Source organism: Halocynthiibacter sp. SDUM655004 (genome assembly GCF_026015885.1).
GTDB classification, from domain to species: domain Bacteria; phylum Pseudomonadota; class Alphaproteobacteria; order Rhodobacterales; family Rhodobacteraceae; genus Falsihalocynthiibacter; species Falsihalocynthiibacter halioticoli.
This window is the reverse complement of the sequence record NZ_JAPDUG010000002.1, coordinates 1,121,570-1,139,367: the sequence shown is the minus strand read 5'-3', so window position 1 is coordinate 1,139,367 and position 17,798 is coordinate 1,121,570. Positions and strand designations below refer to the sequence as shown.

Sequence of the window (17,798 nt, the reverse complement as noted above, 5' to 3'; positions counted from 1 at the left end):
CTTGTGAGCGGCTCTCTGGCCGCTTACATAAACATAAGTTTTCCAGCGCCGCCGACCGGAAAATGGTCTGGCGGCGCTTTTCGTGACAGGGAGAGGCCGAATGGCATCTGCAGCAGAGCAAATGGCGGCGAACATGAGCTGGGGCGCCTTTGGTAAGGCAACCGAGCTTCGTCAACGCATTCTTTTCACTATCGGACTTTTGATCGTCTACCGGATTGGGACATATATCCCGGTCCCGGGAATCGACGGATCGGAGCTTCGGAACTTCATGGAGGGCGCCGCTTCTGGTATCGGCGGCATTCTGTCGATGTTTACCGGTGGTGCGCTCGCACGGATGGGTATTTTTGCCCTCGGCATCATGCCGTACATCTCGGCATCGATCATTGTTCAACTTCTTGCCGCGCAGTGGGCTCCGCTCCAGCAGCTCAAGAAAGAGGGCGATGCCGGCCGCAAGAAGATCAACCAGTATACACGCTACGGAACGGTGCTCCTCGCGACCTTCCAGGCCTTTGGTATTGCAGCCAGCCTTGAGAGTGGTGGCCTTGTAACCGATCCGGGTTGGTTCTTCCGTATTTCCTGCGTTGTAACACTGGTTGGCGGTACAATGTTCCTGATGTGGCTCGGTGAGCAGATCACCGCACGCGGCATCGGTAATGGTATTTCCCTTATTATCTTCGTCGGTATTGTGGCTGAGGTGCCTGCGGCTGTGGCCCAGTTCCTTGCACAAGGTCGTTCCGGCTCGATTAGCCCGGTGGTTATCATCGGCGTTATGGTAATGATCGTTGCGGTGATTGCCTTTGTTGTGTTCATGGAGCGCGCGCTGCGCAAAGTACATATTCAGTACCCACGCCGTCAGGTTGGTATGAAAATGTACGAAGGCAGCAACAGCCACCTTCCAATCAAAGTTAACCCAGCTGGTGTTATCCCTGCGATCTTTGCTTCGGCACTTCTTCTGTTGCCGACAACACTCGCAACTTTCTCTGGCGGCACTACTGGTCCGGTCATGTCGACGATCCTCGCCTACTTCGGGCCGGGGCAGCCTCTTTACCTGCTGTTCTTCGTTTCGATGATCGTCTTCTTTGCGTATTTCTATACACGCAACGTTGCCTTCAAGACCGAAGAAGTCGCTGAGAACCTGAAAAACCAAGGTGGTTACATTCCAGCGATTCGCCCGGGTAAGAAAACAGAAGAGTATCTCGACTATATCGTGACCCGTTTGTTGGTTATCGGTTCGGCCTACCTTGCGGCAGTTTGTCTCTTGCCTGAGATTTTGCGTTCACAATTGTCGATCCCGTTCTATTTTGGGGGCACCTCGGTTCTGATCGTTGTTTCTGTAACAATGGATACGATCCAGCAGGTTCAATCTCATATGCTGGCCCACCAGTATGAGGGCTTGATCGAGAAATCACAGTTGCGCGGCAAAAAGCGTGGCGGGAGAAAAGGGACGGCGAGACGATGAACATTATCCTGTTGGGACCACCCGGTGCCGGGAAAGGAACGCAAGCAAGAATTCTGGTTGAAGAGCGCGACATGGTTCAGCTCTCAACCGGCGATATGCTCCGCGCCGCCCGTACCTCTGGAACTGAAATGGGTAAGAAGGTTGCGGCTGTTATGGATGCAGGCAACCTCGTTACCGACGAGATCGTTATCGGCCTGATCGAAGAGCAACTTACCTCGACCGAAAGCAAGGGGGGATTCATCTTTGATGGCTTCCCGCGCACATTGGCCCAGGCTGATGCGCTTAGCCAATTGCTCGAGCGCCTTGGTCAGACACTTGGTGCAGTTGTTGAGATGCGGGTTGATGACGACGCGCTCGTTGCTCGGATCACTGGGCGCTACACATGTGCAAACTGCGGCGAAGGGTTCCATGACGAACTGAAGAAGCCGAAGGTTGAAGGCGTCTGCGATAACTGTGGCGGAACCGAGATGAAGCGCCGTGCTGATGACAACGAGGAATCGCTGAAAACACGGCTTATGGCCTATTATCGCGATACCTCTCCGCTCATCGGCTATTACTATGCCAAAGGTGATTTGGCACCGGTAGATGGCCTCGGAGAGATAGACGAAGTAGCGGATGCAATCCGTGGCGTTCTCAAGCAGACAAAGGCCGCTTGACCTTATTGGGAAAAGAGCTTAAGTCGAGCCTTCCTAGACAAGAATCAGTTTTTGCCTTGGGGAACGCGACCCCGCAGCATTGAGTTGTCTAATCAGAGATTCAGCGTAGCCCGCAGGCATCATGCCTTCGGGCTTATGTTGTGAAAAAAGGTTCTGGAGTTACGGAACCGCAACGAAAAGGAATATACAACGTGGCACGTATCGCCGGCGTAAACATCCCGACCCACAAGCGGGTCCCGATCGCCCTCACTTATATCACCGGAATCGGTAACACTTCCGCCAAAGAAATTTGCGAAGCAGTTGGCATCGACGCCTCCCGCCGCGTAAACGAGCTTTCGGACAGCGAAGTTCTGAACATCCGCGAGCACATCGACGCAAACTACAACGTCGAAGGTGACCTGCGTCGTGAGACACAGATGAACATCAAGCGCCTGATGGACCTTGGCTGCTATCGCGGTCTGCGTCATCGCCGCAACCTTCCTGTGCGCGGTCAGCGTACACACACAAACGCTCGTACACGCAAAGGCCCAGCAAAGGCCATTGCCGGTAAGAAGAAATAAGGGAGGGTTGATCTGATGGCACGTGAAAAGGTTCGCGCGAAGAAAAAAGAGCGCAAGAACATTGCATCTGGTGTTGCCCATGTGAACAGCTCGTTCAACAACACCAAGATCCTTATCTCCGACGTACAAGGCAACGCCATTTCCTGGTCGTCCGCTGGTACTATGGGTTTCAAAGGATCGCGTAAATCGACTCCTTACGCTGCTCAGATGGCTGCTGAGGACGCAGGTAAGAAAGCACAAGAACACGGCGTGAAAACGCTTGAGGTTGAAGTGCAAGGCCCAGGTGGCGGACGCGAAAGCGCCCTGCGCGCACTGGCTGCGATTGGCTTTAACATCACGTCTATTCGTGACGTGACGCCGATGGCACACAACGGCTGCCGCCCACCAAAGCGCCGCCGCGTATAATTTCAAACTTGCTCGGGCTTGTCTGAATGGACAGGCCCGAGTTCGTCATTTTGATCCTCGGGTGTTTCCAGCTTAGGGACATGGGCTAGAAACAAGAATGGAGGCGACAGCATGATCCACAAGAACTGGCAGGAACTGATTAAACCAACGCAACTTGACGTTAAGCCGGGCAATGAGCCAGCACGTCAAGCCACTGTGATTGCCGAACCGCTTGAGCGCGGCTTTGGTCTCACATTGGGTAACGCTCTGCGCCGCGTTTTGATGAGCTCGCTTCAGGGCGCAGCTATCACAAGCGTGCAGATTGACAACGTCCTGCATGAATTCTCCTCGATCTCCGGCGTTCGCGAAGACGTCACCGATGTGGTTCTGAACCTCAAAGGTGTAGCGATCCGTATGGAAGTCGAAGGTCCGAAGCGCGTTTCGATCTCGGCTAAAGGCCCACAAATCGTAACAGCTGGCGATATTTCCGAGAGCGCAGGCATCGAGGTTCTGAACAAGGATCACGTTATTTGTCACCTCGACGATGGCGCAGACCTGTTCATGGAACTGACTGTTGAAACCGGCAAAGGCTATGTTTCCGCAGACAAGAACCGTCCAGAAGATGCTCCGATCGGCCTTATGCCAATCGACGCGATCTTCTCGCCAGTAAAGCGCGTTTCCTATGACGTGCAGCCTACACGCGAAGGTCAGGTTCTCGACTATGACAAGCTCACACTGAAGCTTGAAACAGACGGTTCGATCCCTCCAGAGGACGCTGTAGCATTCGCTGCGCGTATTCTTCAGGACCAGCTTGCAACATTCGTCAACTTCGACGAGCCAGAATCTGCAAGCCGTCAGGAAGAAGACGATGGCCTCGAGTTCAACCCGCTTCTGCTCAAGAAAGTGGACGAGCTGGAACTGTCTGTACGTTCGGCAAACTGCCTCAAGAACGACAACATCGTTTATATCGGCGACCTGATCCAGAAGACCGAAGCAGAGATGCTTCGTACACCAAACTTCGGCCGGAAATCTTTGAACGAAATCAAAGAGGTTCTTTCCGGTATGGGTCTGCACCTCGGTATGGATGTCGAAGATTGGCCACCGGATAACATCGAAGATCTGGCCAAGAAATTCGAAGACCAGTTTTAAGAATATCGGGGGGTGGGCAAAAGCCTGCCCCTCGGTCCGAATACCCGCCTATGCGGGGAACATCAGGGCATATGCCCCAAGGAGAGTGGCTGACACGCATCGGCTGCCAGACAAAGTAAAACGCTAAAGGAGATACACAATGCGTCACGCTAGAGGTTACCGCCGCCTGAACCGTACACACGAGCACCGTAAGGCGCTCTTTGCGAACATGGCTGGCTCGCTCATCGAACATGAGCAGATCAAAACAACACTTCCAAAAGCCAAAGAACTTAAGCGAATCATCGAGAAGCTGGTGACGCTAGGTAAACGTGGTGATTTGCACGCTCGCCGCCAGGCAGCAGCCCGTTTGAAGCAGGATGCATATGTTGCAAAATTGTTCGACGTGCTTGGTCCACGCTACAAAGATCGTCAGGGCGGATACGTTCGCGTTCTGAAAGCTGGCTTCCGTTATGGTGACATGGCACCGATGGCAATCATCGAGTTTGTTGACCGCGATGTTGAAGCAAAAGGCAAAGGCGACAAAGAGCGCGTTGCAGCAGAAGAAGCCGCAGCAGAGTAAGCTTTTCTAAAATTCAGAGCCGCGTGATCAACCTCACGCGGCTTTTGTTTTTCTTGCCTGCAGAGTCACGAAAGCCCCGTAAAAATACGGGGCTTTCGCTTTTCAACACACAATGTTGAACTAACTACTGTACCAACTATTACTCACGAACAAGCAAAACTTATTAATTTACAGGCTTGAGGCTTTCATTTCCTATTGGAAAGAATGACTCGTTTACTCCGCTCAATAACAAGCCAACATTTTCTAGACACGGTGCAATTGCACCCAAGAGAAATATTGGCCGTGATCAGCGCCTTCCGGCAGGGACATCAATCAAACAACGGCTTTGTTAACCTTTGAAATCATGATGTTGGCGCAAATCAAAATATTGATCGTAGGTACACTTTAAGGTTGACTGAGATTTCTGCAACTTGTCTAAAAAGACATGTCCAGTAAGATAGGCCTCGATTTAGAACTACATACCTTAGGGTTGCTCGCGCCAGCGGGTTACTTCGTAGGGCTGCATATTAGGTTCGCCTCTCCGCTTATGTCGTTCCAGACATACGATAAGCGGTGGACTGATTATTACACAGAGCAAGGCTATGCTCTGAGGGACCCCACAATCGCGTGGGGCTTTAGTACGGAAGGCGCTAGTAGGTGGCGCGATTTCGGCTTTCCCGACCCGTTCGGAATCCTGGAGCAGGCAAAAGAATACGGCCTGAACTATGGGTTAACAGTTTCTTGCGGTCCGATCAGTTCTCGGACGATTGCGAGTTTTGCACACTCTGACCGCGAGTTCACAGATAGCGAGATCGAAGAGATCGAGCTAATCGTACGACGGCTTCACGCACTAACGGAGCCGCCGGAGAGCCTAACCAAGGCTCAAATCGAAGCCCTGCGATATATAGCAGATGGCGATCGGCATGCGGCGGCAGCTGCAAAATTGAATATCTCGGAGAGTGCCCTCAAGGCACGATTAACTGCGGCCCGGCAAAAATTGCTCGCCCGGACCACCGCAGAGGCAATTCAACGCGCAAAGGATTATAGGCTGCTATAGCAAAGACGGTCGTCGTTTGATCATGGGGCTTGGTACTAAATCAAGCTGGGGGATATTAACCATGCAGACGACTACACTATCTTTCGAAAACATGCACAATCACGGCGAACTATTCGCAAATCTGTTTAGAGCTCGCAAACAGTCGTTCATTGTGCAGAAGAATTGGGACCTCCCTGAGGCCCTTGGAATGGAGTACGACCAATATGACACTCCGGCGAGTCGCTGGATTGCCATTCACGAGTACGGCGAGGTTTACGCCGGTATTCGTCTGACACCAACTACCGCGCGCTGCGGTATCTATAGTTACATGATTCGGGACGCGCAGCGCGGCCTTCTCGGAACGATTCCGCAGGACTTGCTTTATGATGAAGCGCCTGTGGATGAAAATACGTGGGAAAGCACGCGAGTTTTCGTATCGCACAACACGCCACAACGGATTCGCCGTCGCGTTCATGCCTACATGGTTATGGCGATGCTGAAGTCTGCGCGTGAGTTGGGGGCAACCAACTTGATCGCACTTACCGCTGCAAACTGGCCGCGCTGGTTTGGGCGTTGCGGTTTGGATGCCGAAGCTGCTGGTCGTTCGATGTTTATCGGCGATGGCGACTTCCAGTGCGTCAAGATCGACCTGACACCAAAACTCCACTAGGCGTTGCCGGAGACAGGTTAGAAGACCCCAGAAAGAGGGAACCTTGCGCTTTGCAAGGCTCCCCTTTTTCGTTTCCAATTCTCAGGCGGGGGCATAGGTTTGGCTCATGTCTGATTTATTTGATTCTCCAGAAGCCGCAGACGCTTCGAAAAACGCACCGCGCCCTTTGGCGGATCGGTTGCGACCATCCACACTTAAAGATGTAATCGGACAGGAACAGGTTCTCGGAAGCGAGAGCCCGTTGGGCGTTATGCTTGCCTCCAACAGCTTGGGGTCGATCATTTTTTGGGGCCCGCCCGGTGTTGGCAAGACGACGATCGCCCGTTTGTTGGCGGATGAAACCGAGTTGGAGTTTGTTCAGATCAGCGCGATCTTCACCGGCATGCCAGAACTCCGAAAAGTGTTTGAGTCTGCGAAGCTTCGCCGCAAGAATGGTCGGGGCACTTTGTTGTTTGTTGACGAGATTCATCGGTTCAACAAGGCACAGCAAGACGGCTTCCTGCCCCATATGGAAGACGGCACGATCCTTCTCGTTGGGGCCACCACAGAAAACCCCAGTTTTGAATTGAACGCGGCGGTGCTTAGCCGAGCGCAGGTTATGGTTCTGACGCGATTGTCCATAGAGGATCTAGGGCGCTTGATGGCGCGGGCCGAGCGGGAGCTGGGATACGAATTACCTCTCGATGAGAGTGCGCGAGATGCCCTGCTTGAAATGGCGGATGGCGACGGTCGAGCGCTATTGAATTTGATCGAACAAGTCGCGGCATGGAAAACGGATGTGCCGCTGGATAGCAAAGCACTCGCACAGCGGCTTATGCGGCGCGCAGCGGTCTATGACAAAGGTGGCGACGAGCATTACAACCTAATTTCCGCGCTCCATAAATCAGTGCGTGGCTCTGATCCTGATGCGGCGTTGTACTGGTTTGCACGGATGCTAAAGGGTGGGGAAGACCCGCGATACCTTGCCCGCCGTATTACGCGCATGGCCGTCGAGGACATCGGCTTGGCCGATCCCGCCGCACAGGCGCATTGCTTGCATGCATGGCAGGTTTACGAGCGGCTTGGCAGTCCGGAAGGGGAGTTGGCGCTGGCGCAGGCCGTGACGTATCTCGCGCTGGCCCCAAAGAGTAATGCTGGTTACGCAGGGTACAAAAAGGCAATGGCTGCAGCGGCCAAGACCGGCTCTGAACCGCCGCCCAAACATATTCTCAATGCCCCCACGAGTTTGATGGAAGAGCAGGGGTATGGCGCGGGTTATGCCTATGACCATGACGCCGAAGATGGCTTTTCGGGTCAGAACTATTTCCCCGAAACGATGGATCGCCCATCACTCTATGAGCCTGTAGAACGCGGATTCGAGCGAGAGCTTAAAAAGCGGCAGGAATACTTCGCGAAACTGCGAGCAAAACGGCAGAACGGTTGACAATGGCTGCGTTAAGCGCAAAACCCCACCGATGTTACTAACCCTGATATATGTTGCCGTTGGTGGAGCGATTGGCGCTGTTGCGCGATTCCTTTTTGGGTACACGTCAGTGCGCGCATTTGGCGAGAGTTATCTTCTTGCTACATTGCCTATCAACGTCGTTGGGTCCTTCTTGATGGGCATTGCGTTTGTGGCGCTTGCTGGTCGTGAACCATGGGTGCCGCTCTTGATGATAGGTGTGCTCGGCGGGTTTACGACATTTTCGTCCTTCTCCCTTGAGGCGCTCAAGCTTTATTCAAGTGGGCAAGTCGGAACGGCGGCGTTGTATGTTGTTTTGTCGGTTGTTCTATCATTGGCAGGCGTAGCGCTTGGGGTTTTCATTGCGAGAGGTTTGGCCGGATGAGCGGTGTTCAGCACATTACAATTACCGAGGAAGATAACGATCAACGGCTTGATCGGTGGTTCCGTCGGAACTTTCCGCAAGTAAGCCAAGGTCGCATCGAGAAGCTGTGCCGAAAGGGCGACATTCGCGTCAACAAAGGCCGTGTGAAGGCCTCAACACGCCTTGAAACAGGGCAGGTGGTTCGCGTGCCGCCACTTCCGACCGCAGGGCAGATTACGGCAATGCCAAAGCCGCCCGCACCGATGTCTGCTGAAGATGCAGAGATGATGCAGAAATCGGTGATTTACAAAGATGACTATCTAATCGCGATCAACAAGCCGCCCGGTTTGCCCACGCAGGGCGGAACCAACCAGACGCGCCATGTTGACGGATTGGCCGATGCGCTGCGCTTTGGTTTGGACGAAAAACCACGCCTTGTTCACCGCCTTGATAAAGACACCTCTGGCATCTTGTTGCTTGCCCGCACACGTGCATCGGCAGCCGCGCTCACCAAAGCATTTCGCGATCGGGAAACCCGCAAGATTTACTGGGCCGCGGTTGCAGGGCAACCAAAGCCAAATATGGGGACAGTTCGCTTCGGACTGGTGAAGGCCGGTGGTGATTACGAGCGGATGTATTGCGTGCATCCTCGCGATATCGACACGACAGAGGGCGCAAAGCGCGCAACAACCGATTACGCGGTACTCTCCGCTCTTGGCGGACGCGTGACGTGGGTTGCGCTTGTGCCGATCACAGGCCGAACCCACCAGCTGCGCGCTCATATGGCCGAGCTTGGACATCCGATCATCGGCGATGGCAAATATGGCGGGTCGGGTCAGGAAAACCTTGGCGACGGTTGGGGCGCACAATTGGGCGGCGATCTTTCGAAAAAGCTGCACCTTCATGCACGGTCTCTTACGATGACGCATCCTTTTACAGGTGCAAAACTCGCATTTACTGCGCCGCTTCCCAAACATATGAGCCACACGTGGGATACTTTGGCATGGGCGCCCGAAGATGTGCCTGCCGATCCATTCAACGAAGAGTTTTAAGATCGGAATGTCTGCGCCCCTCAAACTGATCTTGTTTGACGTCGATGGCACGCTTGTCGATAGCCAGCATCATATCTTTGATGCGATGTGCGCGGCATGTGCGCGCGTTGAATTGACGCCACCATCACGAGAAGAGGTCCTCTCTATCGTTGGGCTTTCGCTCTCTGTCGCGGTCGAGAAGTTGATGCCGAACGCCGGCGCTGCGCAACGCGATCAGATGGTCGAAGCTTACAAAGATGCATTCGTGCAGCAGCGAGCGGATTTGGGTACGGCCGCAACGTCTCCGCTGTTTCCCGGTGCCGAGGAGGCGATCCGCGCGTTGCATGCGGTTGATGAAAACATTCTTGGCGTTGCGACGGGCAAAAGCCGGCGCGGACTTGACCACATTCTTGAAGGGCATGGGTTTTCTACGCTCTTTATTACCCAGCAAGTTGCGGATGATCATCCGAGCAAGCCACACCCGTCTATGGTTCAGCGCGCATTGTTTGAAACGGGTGTAGAGCCTGAAAACGCGGTAATCATTGGCGACACCAGCTTTGATATGAAAATGGGTGCGGCAGGTGGAATTCGGCGCATCGGTGTGGACTGGGGGTATCATTCCCGCGATGAGTTGGTAGATGCCGGAGCCGAACTTGTGCTGGAAGGCTATGAGCAGCTCATTCCCGCACTTGACCGAATGTGGAGGACAGCATGAGCGAGTGGGCAGCAAAACGTTTCTGGCAGAACGCAGATATTGAAACCTGCGAAGGTGGGTATCGGGTCCTCCTAGATTCGCGAAAACTCCGTACGCCGTTTAAGGCCGAGCTGGTCGTGCCGTCAAAACCGATGGCGGAGGCAATAGCGGCAGAGTGGCAAGCGCAGGAAGAAAAGATCGACCCGTCGACAATGCCTGTCACACGCGCGGCGAATTCGGCAATTGATAAGGTGATCCCGCAGTTTGACGACGTGGCAGCGATGCTTGCGGAATATGGCGGCACAGACCTTCTCTGTTACCGTGCGCCATCGCCAAAAGAACTGGCGCAGAAGCAGGCGGAAGTGTGGGACCCGTATCTAGACTGGGCGAGGCAAGAATTTGATGCGCCGCTAAACATTGGCGCAGGCGTGATGCATGTTGCACAATCTGAGAAAAGCACAGCGAATCTATCGCGTGTTGTCTTTGAGATGTCGCCCTTTGAGCTCGTTGGCTTTCATGACTTGGTGACCATATCTGGCTCGCTTGTGCTTGGCCTCGCGGCCACTCAAAACCTGCGTCCAGTAAGCGAAATTTGGGCCGCAGCGCGAGTCGATGAAGACTGGCAAGAAGCTCAATGGGGCGTCGATGACGAAGCAGCAGCCAGCGCAGCGGCGAAACGCGAGAGTTTCGAGGCTGCGCATCGGTTCTTTCATTGGGCTCACAAAATAGAACCAAATTAGGTCAACTGTCCGAAAAGTGAGCGATTTGTTTCGTGTCAATGCCTGTTATTCAAGCGTTTTTCCTTTGCGCCCCTTGACCTTTTAGAAGGAAATTGCCCAAACTGAATGCGCTGAAACTGGGGAGACCTGTTTTCAATGTTTCGTACTTGGCGAGCAATCGCCATTCTAACCGTCCAAAAAGGGCGGAAATTCAGGAAGAGGTAAAAATGAAAAAATCCGTAATTCTAGGCGCTATCACAGTCGCCGGACTGGCTGCTGGTGCAGCAACCGCCGGTACAGTTGATGACGTCAAAGCACGTGGTAAGCTGAACTGTGGTGTGACAACTGGTGTTCCTGGCTTCGCTGCGCCAGATGCAAACGGCAACTGGGCTGGATTTGATGTTGCTGTATGTCGCGCCGTAGCGGCCGCCGTTCTTGGCGATGGCACAGCTGTAGAATTCATCCCGACAACTGGTAAAACACGCTTCACAGCGCTCGCTTCCGGCGAGATCGATCTGTTGGCTCGTAATACCACATGGACATTCAGCCGCGACGTCGACCTGAAGTTCGACTTTGTTGGCGTAAACTACTACGACGGCCAGGGCTTCATGGTTCCGGTTGAGCTTGGTGTTTCCTCCGCGAAAGAACTCGATGGCGCAACTGTTTGTATCCAAACTGGTACAACAACAGAGCTGAACTTGGCCGATTTCTTCCGTGCCAACAACATCTCCTATGAGCCAGTGCCTATCGAAACAAACGCTGAAGCTCAGCAGCAGTACCTTGCCGGCGCTTGCGACGTTTACACAACTGACGCTTCCGCGCTTGCTGCGACACGTGCAACTTTCGAAGCACCAGATGCACACATGGTTCTGCCAGAAATCATCTCCAAAGAGCCACTCGGCCCGCTTGTTCGCCACGGCGACAACGAATGGGGTGATATCGCACGCTGGACTCTCAACGCTCTGATCACTGCTGAAGAGCTTGGTGTTACATCTGCTAACATCGGTGAGATGGCAAACGGCACAAACAACCCTGAGATCAACCGTCTGCTTGGTACAGAGGGTAACCTCGGCGAGATGCTCGGCCTCGACGCCGACTGGGCAAAACGTGCGATCATGGTTGAAGGTAACTATGGCGAGATCTTTGAAAAGAACATCGGTCTCAGCACACCAATCGGCATTGCGCGTGGTCTTAACGCACAGTGGACAGATGGCGGCCTGATCTACTCGCCACCATTCCGGTAGGATCCTAAAAGCAAAGGGCGCGGTTTTCCGCGCCCTTTCACCAATAAAAACAAGATCAAATAGAAAACACTCTGGCGATATGAGTGCAGGAAATGCACCGGCAAGCCATGAGCTGACGGGGATGTCTTCATGACAACATTAACCGACCCACCTAGGGAGTCGTTTCGGCTATCTATGCTGATTTACGATACCCGCTATCGGTCGTTGACCATCCAAGTGGTTGCGCTGATCGGATTTATGGCTTTGGCCGCATGGCTGGTGTCAAACACCGCCAACAATCTTGCAGACCTCGGAAAAGAGCCTTCTTTTGCCTTTCTGAATGAGCCTGCAAGCTATGATATTAACCAACGGCTAATCGAATACACGTCGCGCGATTCTCATTGGCGCGCCGCTGGTGTTGGCCTGCTCAACACGCTTCTCGTTGCGGTTCTTGGCTGTATCACAGCGACCATCCTCGGCGTGGTTATCGGCGTGCTAAGGCTCTCGAACAACTGGCTCGTGGCAAAGATCATGACCGTTTATGTCGAGATGTTCCGTAACGTACCGGTTCTTTTGTGGATCGTTTTTACAATGGCGATTCTGATCGAGACCTTGCCGGCACCACGTGCCTTCAGGGGAGATAACCCTGAAGCGTCTATGCTTCTCGGCGATTCGGTCGCGGTTACGAACCGCGGTGTTTATATCCCCGAAATCCTCTTTAGTCGAAGCCTTGGCAATGTCGATTTCTTCGGATTTTTCAATGTGAGTCTTGATCTGATCGCAATTGGCGCAGTTCTGATTGCGGGGATTTTGATTTCCAAGCTCATCACCCGCCGCGCGAATGTTATTCAGGCCGCAACGGGTGATCGTCCTGTCACATGGTACAAACGGCTTGGTGTTATCTGTATTCCAACACTGCTTGTGCTTTGGATTTTGGGATATCACCTCGGCTACCCTGAACTTAAGGGCTTCAACTTCTCAGGTGGTACTCACCTGCGGAACTCGCTGATTGCTTTGTGGTTGGCTCTGTCGGTCTATACCGCTGCGTTTATTGCAGAGATTGTGCGTGCCGGGATTATGTCGGTATCCAAGGGACAATCCGAGGCGGCTTCCGCACTCGGCCTAAGCTCTCGCCGGACAATGAACCTCGTGATTTTGCCACAGGCGCTTCGCGTGATTATTCCACCGATGATTTCAAACTACCTGAACCTGACCAAGAACTCCTCTCTGGCGATTGCCGTGGGTTACATGGACATTACCGGCACGCTCGGTGGTATCACCATGAACCAAACCGGCCGCGAGCTTGAGAGTATTCTCTTGCTCATGCTGATCTATCTCACGATCTCGTTGAGTATTTCGGCGGTCATGAACTGGTACAACAACTCAGTCAAATTGGTGGAGCGGTAATATGTCAAATATCGAATTTGTCCGCACAGAAATGCTCCCCGAGAAGGAGCCTCCTGCAAGCACGGTGGGCCCGATCGGCTGGATGCGTGAAAACCTGTTCAACGGCATCTGGAACTCGATCATTACGGTTCTCTTTGTCTTGGCGATTGTCTGGACCGTCCTTAGCCTTCTTGGCTGGGGCATCCAGCCGACATGGAATGCAAAGTCCTTGTCGGAATGCCGCGAGATCATCGCAGCGACCGGTTACACCGGCCATAGCGGTGCATGCTGGGGCGTAATTAACGACCGATGGTTGCAACTTCTTTATGGGTTCTATCCTCTTGATGCGAACCTGTTGTCGGCGGTTTCGGGCGCAAGCGCGGCGGAAATCCTCGCCGATCCACGTGCTCACGTCGCGACACCAATCGTTATGATTCTTGGATACTGGAGACTGAACCTCGCGATCATCTTGTTGTTCGTTGGTTTGGCCCCCGTCCTGATCGAACGTGCGCCGCGTAAACTGCTGATCGTGACCGTTCTTTTCCCATTCATCGACGTTTGGTTGATGTGGGGTGGTTCGATCTGGGGGCCTGCAATGGCTTTTGTGGGGTTTGTACTCGGGTACTTTGCGTTCAAAATCCTAGCGCCTATCGCCGGAACGTTGATTGCGGTCATCATGTCCGCCGTGGTTCCGATCATTTGGTGGTTGTTCCTTTCAGGAAGTGCGGCGTCAATTTTTGCCGGCAGCCCGATTGATCTGACGTTGGAGCCTGTTTCAAGCCGTCAGTTTGGTGGGTTCTTCCTGTCAATTTCCATCGGTGTTGTGGCGATCCTTGGTTCGCTACCGCTTGGGATTGTTCTCGCGCTTGGCCGTCAATCGGACCTGTTCATCGTAAAGGCGCTCTGTGTTGGCTTTATCGAGTTCATCCGAGGTGTGCCGCTGATTACGCTGCTGTTTGTTGCGAACAACCTGCTCAACATCTTCATGCCCCCTGGCACAAACTTTGACGTGATCCTCCGGGTTATGATCATGGTGACGCTCTTTGCAGCGGCCTATATGGCTGAAGTTGTTCGAGGTGGCCTCGCAGCTCTTCCCAAAGGGCAGTACGAAGCGGCAGATGCGCTTGGCCTTGATTACTGGAAGGCGCAACGTTTGATCATCATGCCACAGGCGCTCAAGATCTCCATTCCGGGCATCGTGAGTACCTTTATCGGCGTGTTCAAAGATACAACGCTTGTGTCGATCATCAGCCTCATGGACCCCATCGGACTATCCAATGCGATCCGGGCAAACCAGGAGTGGAACGGGATTGTGTGGGAGCTTTACGCTTTCATCGCGCTTCTCTTCTTCGTCGTTTGCTTCTCAATGTCACGTTATTCCATGTTCCTGGAGCGCAAGCTTCAGACTGGCCATAAATAAGGAGTTCACACTATGTCTGAACTTGCTACAGCCCGCGAAATCGATCGCTCCAAAATGAAGGTCTCTGACGAGGTCGCGATCCAGATCAACAACATGAACAAGTGGTACGGGACGTTCCACGTTCTGCGCGATATCAACCTGACAGTTAATCAGGGCGAGCGGATCGTTATTGCGGGGCCTTCGGGTTCCGGTAAATCGACGCTAATCCGCTGTATCAACCGTCTTGAAGAGCACCAGCAGGGCGACATCATTGTTGACGGCACCGAGCTAACATCGGACCTTAAAAACATCGACAAGATCCGTCGCGAAGTGGGGATGTGTTTCCAGCACTTCAACTTATTCCCGCATCTGACGATCCTCGAAAACTGTACTCTCGCGCCGATTTGGGTTCGTAAGACCCCTCGAAAAGAGGCTGAGGAAACAGCGATGCACTTCCTTGAGAAGGTCAAAATTCCGGAGCAGGCCAACAAGTACCCCGGCCAACTTTCCGGTGGTCAGCAGCAGCGTGTGGCGATTGCGCGTTCGCTCTGCATGAAGCCGCGGATCATGCTCTTTGACGAGCCGACATCCGCGCTTGACCCTGAGATGATCAAGGAAGTTCTCGACACAATGATCGAGCTCGCCGAGGAGGGCATGACAATGCTCTGCGTGACGCACGAGATGGGTTTTGCCCGTCAGGTGGCGAACCGCGTTATCTTTATGGATGCGGGTCAGATCGTTGAGCAGAACGAGCCTGAAGAGTTCTTTAACAATCCGAAGTCCGAGCGAACAAAGTTGTTCCTCAGCCAAATTCTCGGCCACTAAAGACCTCGACATACGACAAAGAAAGCCGGCGCCGTGCGTCGGCTTTTTCTATTTAGAGCTCGCGTGGAATAACAAAATCCAAAACCTGACCTGTGCCTGTTTCGACCTCACTCCAGTCGGATATGTCAAAATCAATGACAGTCGTTGCGCAAGTTGGATAATCGAAAAAGCGCCCGTGTTCTGGCGGCTGACTCACCATTGCTTCTGCAAACGAAGCGATTCCGGGGTTGTGCCCGACAACAAGCACTGTTTGCGCTGTTGCTGATTTTAGAACCTCGAACATCATGGCTGCAGATGCGTGATAGAGCTTTGCTTCAAGCCTGACTGGAACTACCTCGGGCCAAGCCTCGGCAACCAACGCATTTGTTTCGCGGGTGCGTGTTGAGTCTGAAATTATGGCCTGTTCCGGAATGTAGCCGCGCTCACTGAGGTATGTCCCAATCTTTGGCGCGGCGCGTTTGCCGCGCTGGCTGAGTGGGCGCTCATGGTCAGAGCACATTCCATCCCAATCGGATTTCGCATGGCGCATCAGAATGAGTCTCATGGCTTCGGCTCCCTGAATGGCATCGAAAGCGCCGCTCCAAGCGTTTTGGGCGTCTGCTGGTCATAGGAAAGCCCGATGGGCATGGTTTCATGTGGTTCGGCGGGCTGGGCAAGGTAGGTGCCGAAAACCTTGTCCCAGATCGACAATGAGAAGCCAAAATTTCGGTGATGCTCTTTCGGGTGAATTGAGTGGTGCACGCGGTGCATGTCTGGCGTTACCAGAACGAGGCGGACGATCCTGTCGACGCCAACAGGTAGTTTGATATTTGCGTGATTGAAAAGCGCCGTGCCATTCAACAGAACTTCAAACGCAACAACAGCAATCGCCGATGGGCCGAGCACATAAACCAATCCAATTTTGAGCAGCATAGACAAAGCGATTTCGATGGGATGGAATCGAATAGCGGTTGTAACGTCCATCTCTTCGTCAACGTGGTGAACTTGATGTAGGCGCCACAAGATCGGGATACGGTGCATGAGCAGGTGTTGGAACCAGATCGCCAGATCAAAAACAAGTATCGCCACGATAAACTCTATCGCCGCGGGCCATTCTGTGGAGTTAAGGAGCCCAACGCCACGCGCTTGCGCGTCAATCGCTGCTCCAACGGCCAGAAGGGGGACAATCACCGACATAAGCCGCAGCGTGACTGTGTCGAGTAGGACAATGGACCAGTTTACAAACCACCGCTGTTTGCGTTTTTGCCCACCCTTGCGCCGTGGCCAAAAGACCTCGACCGCAGCAAAGCAAGCGAACAGCCCGAGAAAGACAGCGAGGCGAAGTGTTGTTTCGGAATTCATACCTCAGATTGCCGAGGATTTAGCGCAGATGCAATCCCGTGCGCTATCCTTGACGGATAATTGAGCCAGCGCCATGTTCTGTGAAAAGCTCAAGCAAACAAGCATTTGGCGCGCGCCCATCCAGAATAACAGCCGCCCGAACACCTTGGTTCAGCGCATTCAGAGCAGTTTCGGTTTTCGGAATCATACCGCCTGCGATTACGCCCGCTTCGGTGAGTTCATGGACGTGGGATGCTGTGAGTTCGGTAACAACTTCTCCGTCTGCGTTCTTGACGCCAGCGACGTCGGTTAGAAGCAACAGGCGATCTGCCTTCAAAGCGCCAGCGATAGCGCCCGCCGCCGTGTCGCCATTTACGTTGAAGGTTTCGCCGTTCATTCCAGCGCCGAGCGGCGCGATGACTGGGATCATGTCTGCTTTGAACAAAGTTTCGAGAACGCCTGTGTGCATTTTGACAGGTGTTCCGACGAAACCAAGATCGGGATTGGTTTCTTCACAAACCATGAGGTTCGCGTCTTTGCCCGACAGGCCAACCGCACGGCCGCCTTGTTCGTTGATGGCCTGAACAATCCGCTTGTTTACGCGACCAGACAAAACCATCTCGACAACTTCCATTGTCGCTGCGTCGGTTACGCGTTTGCCGTTCACGAAATCGGATTTAATCTCGAGCTTGTCGAGCATTTCGTTGATCATCGGCCCGCCGCCATGAACGATAACGGGATTCACGCCGACCTGCTGCATCAACACGATGTCTCGCGCAAATGTTTCCATCGCCTCGTCCGAGCCCATCGCGTGTCCGCCGAACTTGATTACGACTGTCGCGCCTTCGTAGCGCTGCAGATACGGCAGAGCTTGAGACAATGTTCGGGCGGTGGCAATCCAGTCACGGTTCATAGCGTCTTGTTTCTTCATTTTTGAATCCCTC

At 53.5% G+C, this 17,798-nt stretch carries 20 protein-coding genes; 17 read left to right on the top strand and 3 right to left on the bottom strand.

The window, feature by feature from the left end; translation table 11 throughout:
* Positions 1–100: 100 nt before the first annotated feature.
* From secY to N9C89_RS13125, 17 genes are all read left to right on the top strand, one after another.
* Complete coding sequence (secY, locus tag N9C89_RS13205; protein ID WP_263954386.1) at positions 101–1,459, top strand: preprotein translocase subunit SecY; 1,359 nt, start codon at positions 101–103, stop codon at positions 1,457–1,459.
* Complete coding sequence (locus N9C89_RS13200; RefSeq protein WP_263954385.1) at positions 1,456–2,115, top strand: adenylate kinase; 660 nt, start codon at positions 1,456–1,458, stop codon at positions 2,113–2,115. The genes secY and N9C89_RS13200 overlap by 4 nt, the downstream gene beginning before the upstream one ends.
* A 191-nt stretch (positions 2,116–2,306) precedes the next feature.
* Positions 2,307–2,675: a 30S ribosomal protein S13 gene (gene rpsM / locus N9C89_RS13195; RefSeq protein WP_263954384.1), complete on the top strand. Its 369-nt coding sequence runs from the start codon at positions 2,307–2,309 to the stop codon at positions 2,673–2,675.
* Between the two features lie 15 nt (positions 2,676–2,690).
* Complete coding sequence (gene rpsK / locus N9C89_RS13190; protein ID WP_263954383.1) at positions 2,691–3,080, top strand: 30S ribosomal protein S11; 390 nt, start codon at positions 2,691–2,693, stop codon at positions 3,078–3,080.
* A 111-nt stretch (positions 3,081–3,191) separates the two neighbouring features.
* The gene (locus N9C89_RS13185) at positions 3,192–4,208 is read left to right on the top strand and encodes a DNA-directed RNA polymerase subunit alpha (RefSeq protein ID WP_263954382.1); all 1,017 of its coding nucleotides are present in this window, start codon (positions 3,192–3,194) and stop codon (positions 4,206–4,208) included.
* Between the two features lie 139 nt (positions 4,209–4,347).
* Positions 4,348–4,767, top strand: coding sequence for a 50S ribosomal protein L17 (gene rplQ, locus N9C89_RS13180; RefSeq protein WP_263954381.1), 420 nt, complete (start codon positions 4,348–4,350; stop codon positions 4,765–4,767).
* A 424-nt stretch (positions 4,768–5,191) separates the two neighbouring features.
* On the top strand, positions 5,192–5,803 hold the full coding sequence (locus tag N9C89_RS13175; RefSeq protein WP_263954380.1) for an autoinducer binding domain-containing protein: 612 nt from the start codon (positions 5,192–5,194) through the stop codon (positions 5,801–5,803).
* Between the two features lie 61 nt (positions 5,804–5,864).
* Positions 5,865–6,452, top strand: a complete 588-nt coding sequence (locus N9C89_RS13170; protein WP_263954379.1) for an acyl-homoserine-lactone synthase — start codon at positions 5,865–5,867, stop codon at positions 6,450–6,452.
* 106 nt (positions 6,453–6,558) lie between these two features.
* Positions 6,559–7,875 carry a replication-associated recombination protein A gene (locus N9C89_RS13165; RefSeq protein ID WP_263954378.1) on the top strand — a complete coding sequence of 439 codons (1,317 nt, stop codon included), beginning with the start codon at positions 6,559–6,561 and terminating at the stop codon, positions 7,873–7,875.
* Positions 7,876–7,906: 31 nt separating this feature from the next.
* Entirely contained in the window at positions 7,907–8,278 is a 372-nt protein-coding gene (gene crcB, locus N9C89_RS13160) for a fluoride efflux transporter CrcB (RefSeq protein WP_263954377.1), read from the top strand.
* The gene (locus tag N9C89_RS13155) at positions 8,275–9,309 is read left to right on the top strand and encodes an RluA family pseudouridine synthase (RefSeq protein WP_263954376.1); all 1,035 of its coding nucleotides are present in this window, start codon (positions 8,275–8,277) and stop codon (positions 9,307–9,309) included. Before crcB ends, N9C89_RS13155 begins: the two co-directional genes overlap by 4 nt.
* Before the next feature lie 7 nt (positions 9,310–9,316).
* The gene (locus tag N9C89_RS13150) at positions 9,317–10,003 is read left to right on the top strand and encodes an HAD-IA family hydrolase (RefSeq protein ID WP_263954375.1); all 687 of its coding nucleotides are present in this window, start codon (positions 9,317–9,319) and stop codon (positions 10,001–10,003) included.
* A complete protein-coding gene (locus N9C89_RS13145; protein WP_263954374.1) occupies positions 10,000–10,722 on the top strand; it encodes an ATP12 family chaperone protein in 723 nt (240 codons plus the stop codon). The genes N9C89_RS13150 and N9C89_RS13145 overlap by 4 nt, the downstream gene beginning before the upstream one ends.
* A gap of 206 nt (positions 10,723–10,928) precedes the next feature.
* Positions 10,929–11,945: an amino acid ABC transporter substrate-binding protein gene (locus tag N9C89_RS13140; protein ID WP_263954373.1), complete on the top strand. Its 1,017-nt coding sequence runs from the start codon at positions 10,929–10,931 to the stop codon at positions 11,943–11,945.
* A 129-nt stretch (positions 11,946–12,074) separates the two neighbouring features.
* Positions 12,075–13,331, top strand: coding sequence for an amino acid ABC transporter permease (locus N9C89_RS13135; protein WP_263954372.1), 1,257 nt, complete (start codon positions 12,075–12,077; stop codon positions 13,329–13,331).
* Position 13,332: 1 nt separating this feature from the next.
* A complete protein-coding gene (locus tag N9C89_RS13130) occupies positions 13,333–14,730 on the top strand; it encodes an amino acid ABC transporter permease (RefSeq protein WP_263954371.1) in 1,398 nt (465 codons plus the stop codon).
* A gap of 12 nt (positions 14,731–14,742) precedes the next feature.
* Complete coding sequence (locus tag N9C89_RS13125; RefSeq protein WP_274652479.1) at positions 14,743–15,534, top strand: amino acid ABC transporter ATP-binding protein; 792 nt, start codon at positions 14,743–14,745, stop codon at positions 15,532–15,534.
* Positions 15,535–15,586: 52 nt separating this feature from the next.
* Here N9C89_RS13125 and N9C89_RS13120 read toward each other — a convergent pair whose 3' ends face one another.
* The 3 genes from N9C89_RS13120 to argB are packed head-to-tail and all read right to left on the bottom strand — an operon-like array spanning position 15,587 to position 17,785.
* Entirely contained in the window at positions 15,587–16,078 is a 492-nt protein-coding gene (locus tag N9C89_RS13120) for a SixA phosphatase family protein (protein ID WP_263954370.1), read from the bottom strand.
* Complete coding sequence (locus tag N9C89_RS13115) at positions 16,075–16,875, bottom strand: sterol desaturase family protein (RefSeq protein ID WP_263954369.1); 801 nt, start codon at positions 16,873–16,875, stop codon at positions 16,075–16,077. Before N9C89_RS13115 ends, N9C89_RS13120 begins: the two co-directional genes overlap by 4 nt.
* Before the next feature lie 43 nt (positions 16,876–16,918).
* Positions 16,919–17,785, bottom strand: a complete 867-nt coding sequence (gene argB, locus N9C89_RS13110; protein ID WP_263954368.1) for an acetylglutamate kinase — start codon at positions 17,783–17,785, stop codon at positions 16,919–16,921.
* Between the last annotated feature and the right edge of the window lie 13 nt (positions 17,786–17,798).

Bases quoted from the DNA above. Each gene is read 5' to 3' on its own strand.
- rpsK (WP_263954383.1), top strand. From the start codon at position 2,691: ATGGCACGTGAAAAGGTTCGCGCGAAGAAAAAAGAGCGCAAGAACATT.
- N9C89_RS13130 (WP_263954371.1), top strand. From the start codon at position 13,333: ATGTCAAATATCGAATTTGTCCGCACAGAAATGCTCCCCGAGAAGGAG.
- N9C89_RS13170 (WP_263954379.1), top strand. From the start codon at position 5,865: ATGCAGACGACTACACTATCTTTCGAAAACATGCACAATCACGGCGAA.
- N9C89_RS13140 (WP_263954373.1), top strand. From the start codon at position 10,929: ATGAAAAAATCCGTAATTCTAGGCGCTATCACAGTCGCCGGACTGGCT.
- argB (WP_263954368.1), bottom strand. From the start codon at position 17,785: ATGAAGAAACAAGACGCTATGAACCGTGACTGGATTGCCACCGCCCGA.
- secY (WP_263954386.1), top strand. From the start codon at position 101: ATGGCATCTGCAGCAGAGCAAATGGCGGCGAACATGAGCTGGGGCGCC.
- rplQ (WP_263954381.1), top strand. From the start codon at position 4,348: ATGCGTCACGCTAGAGGTTACCGCCGCCTGAACCGTACACACGAGCAC.
- N9C89_RS13135 (WP_263954372.1), top strand. From the start codon at position 12,075: ATGACAACATTAACCGACCCACCTAGGGAGTCGTTTCGGCTATCTATG.
- N9C89_RS13200 (WP_263954385.1), top strand. From the start codon at position 1,456: ATGAACATTATCCTGTTGGGACCACCCGGTGCCGGGAAAGGAACGCAA.
- N9C89_RS13115 (WP_263954369.1), bottom strand. From the start codon at position 16,875: ATGAATTCCGAAACAACACTTCGCCTCGCTGTCTTTCTCGGGCTGTTC.
- N9C89_RS13155 (WP_263954376.1), top strand. From the start codon at position 8,275: ATGAGCGGTGTTCAGCACATTACAATTACCGAGGAAGATAACGATCAA.
- N9C89_RS13185 (WP_263954382.1), top strand. From the start codon at position 3,192: ATGATCCACAAGAACTGGCAGGAACTGATTAAACCAACGCAACTTGAC.
- crcB (WP_263954377.1), top strand. From the start codon at position 7,907: ATGTTACTAACCCTGATATATGTTGCCGTTGGTGGAGCGATTGGCGCT.
- N9C89_RS13125 (WP_274652479.1), top strand. From the start codon at position 14,743: ATGTCTGAACTTGCTACAGCCCGCGAAATCGATCGCTCCAAAATGAAG.
- N9C89_RS13175 (WP_263954380.1), top strand. From the start codon at position 5,192: ATGTCCAGTAAGATAGGCCTCGATTTAGAACTACATACCTTAGGGTTG.
- N9C89_RS13150 (WP_263954375.1), top strand. From the start codon at position 9,317: ATGTCTGCGCCCCTCAAACTGATCTTGTTTGACGTCGATGGCACGCTT.
- N9C89_RS13120 (WP_263954370.1), bottom strand. From the start codon at position 16,078: ATGAGACTCATTCTGATGCGCCATGCGAAATCCGATTGGGATGGAATG.
- N9C89_RS13145 (WP_263954374.1), top strand. From the start codon at position 10,000: ATGAGCGAGTGGGCAGCAAAACGTTTCTGGCAGAACGCAGATATTGAA.
- N9C89_RS13165 (WP_263954378.1), top strand. From the start codon at position 6,559: ATGTCTGATTTATTTGATTCTCCAGAAGCCGCAGACGCTTCGAAAAAC.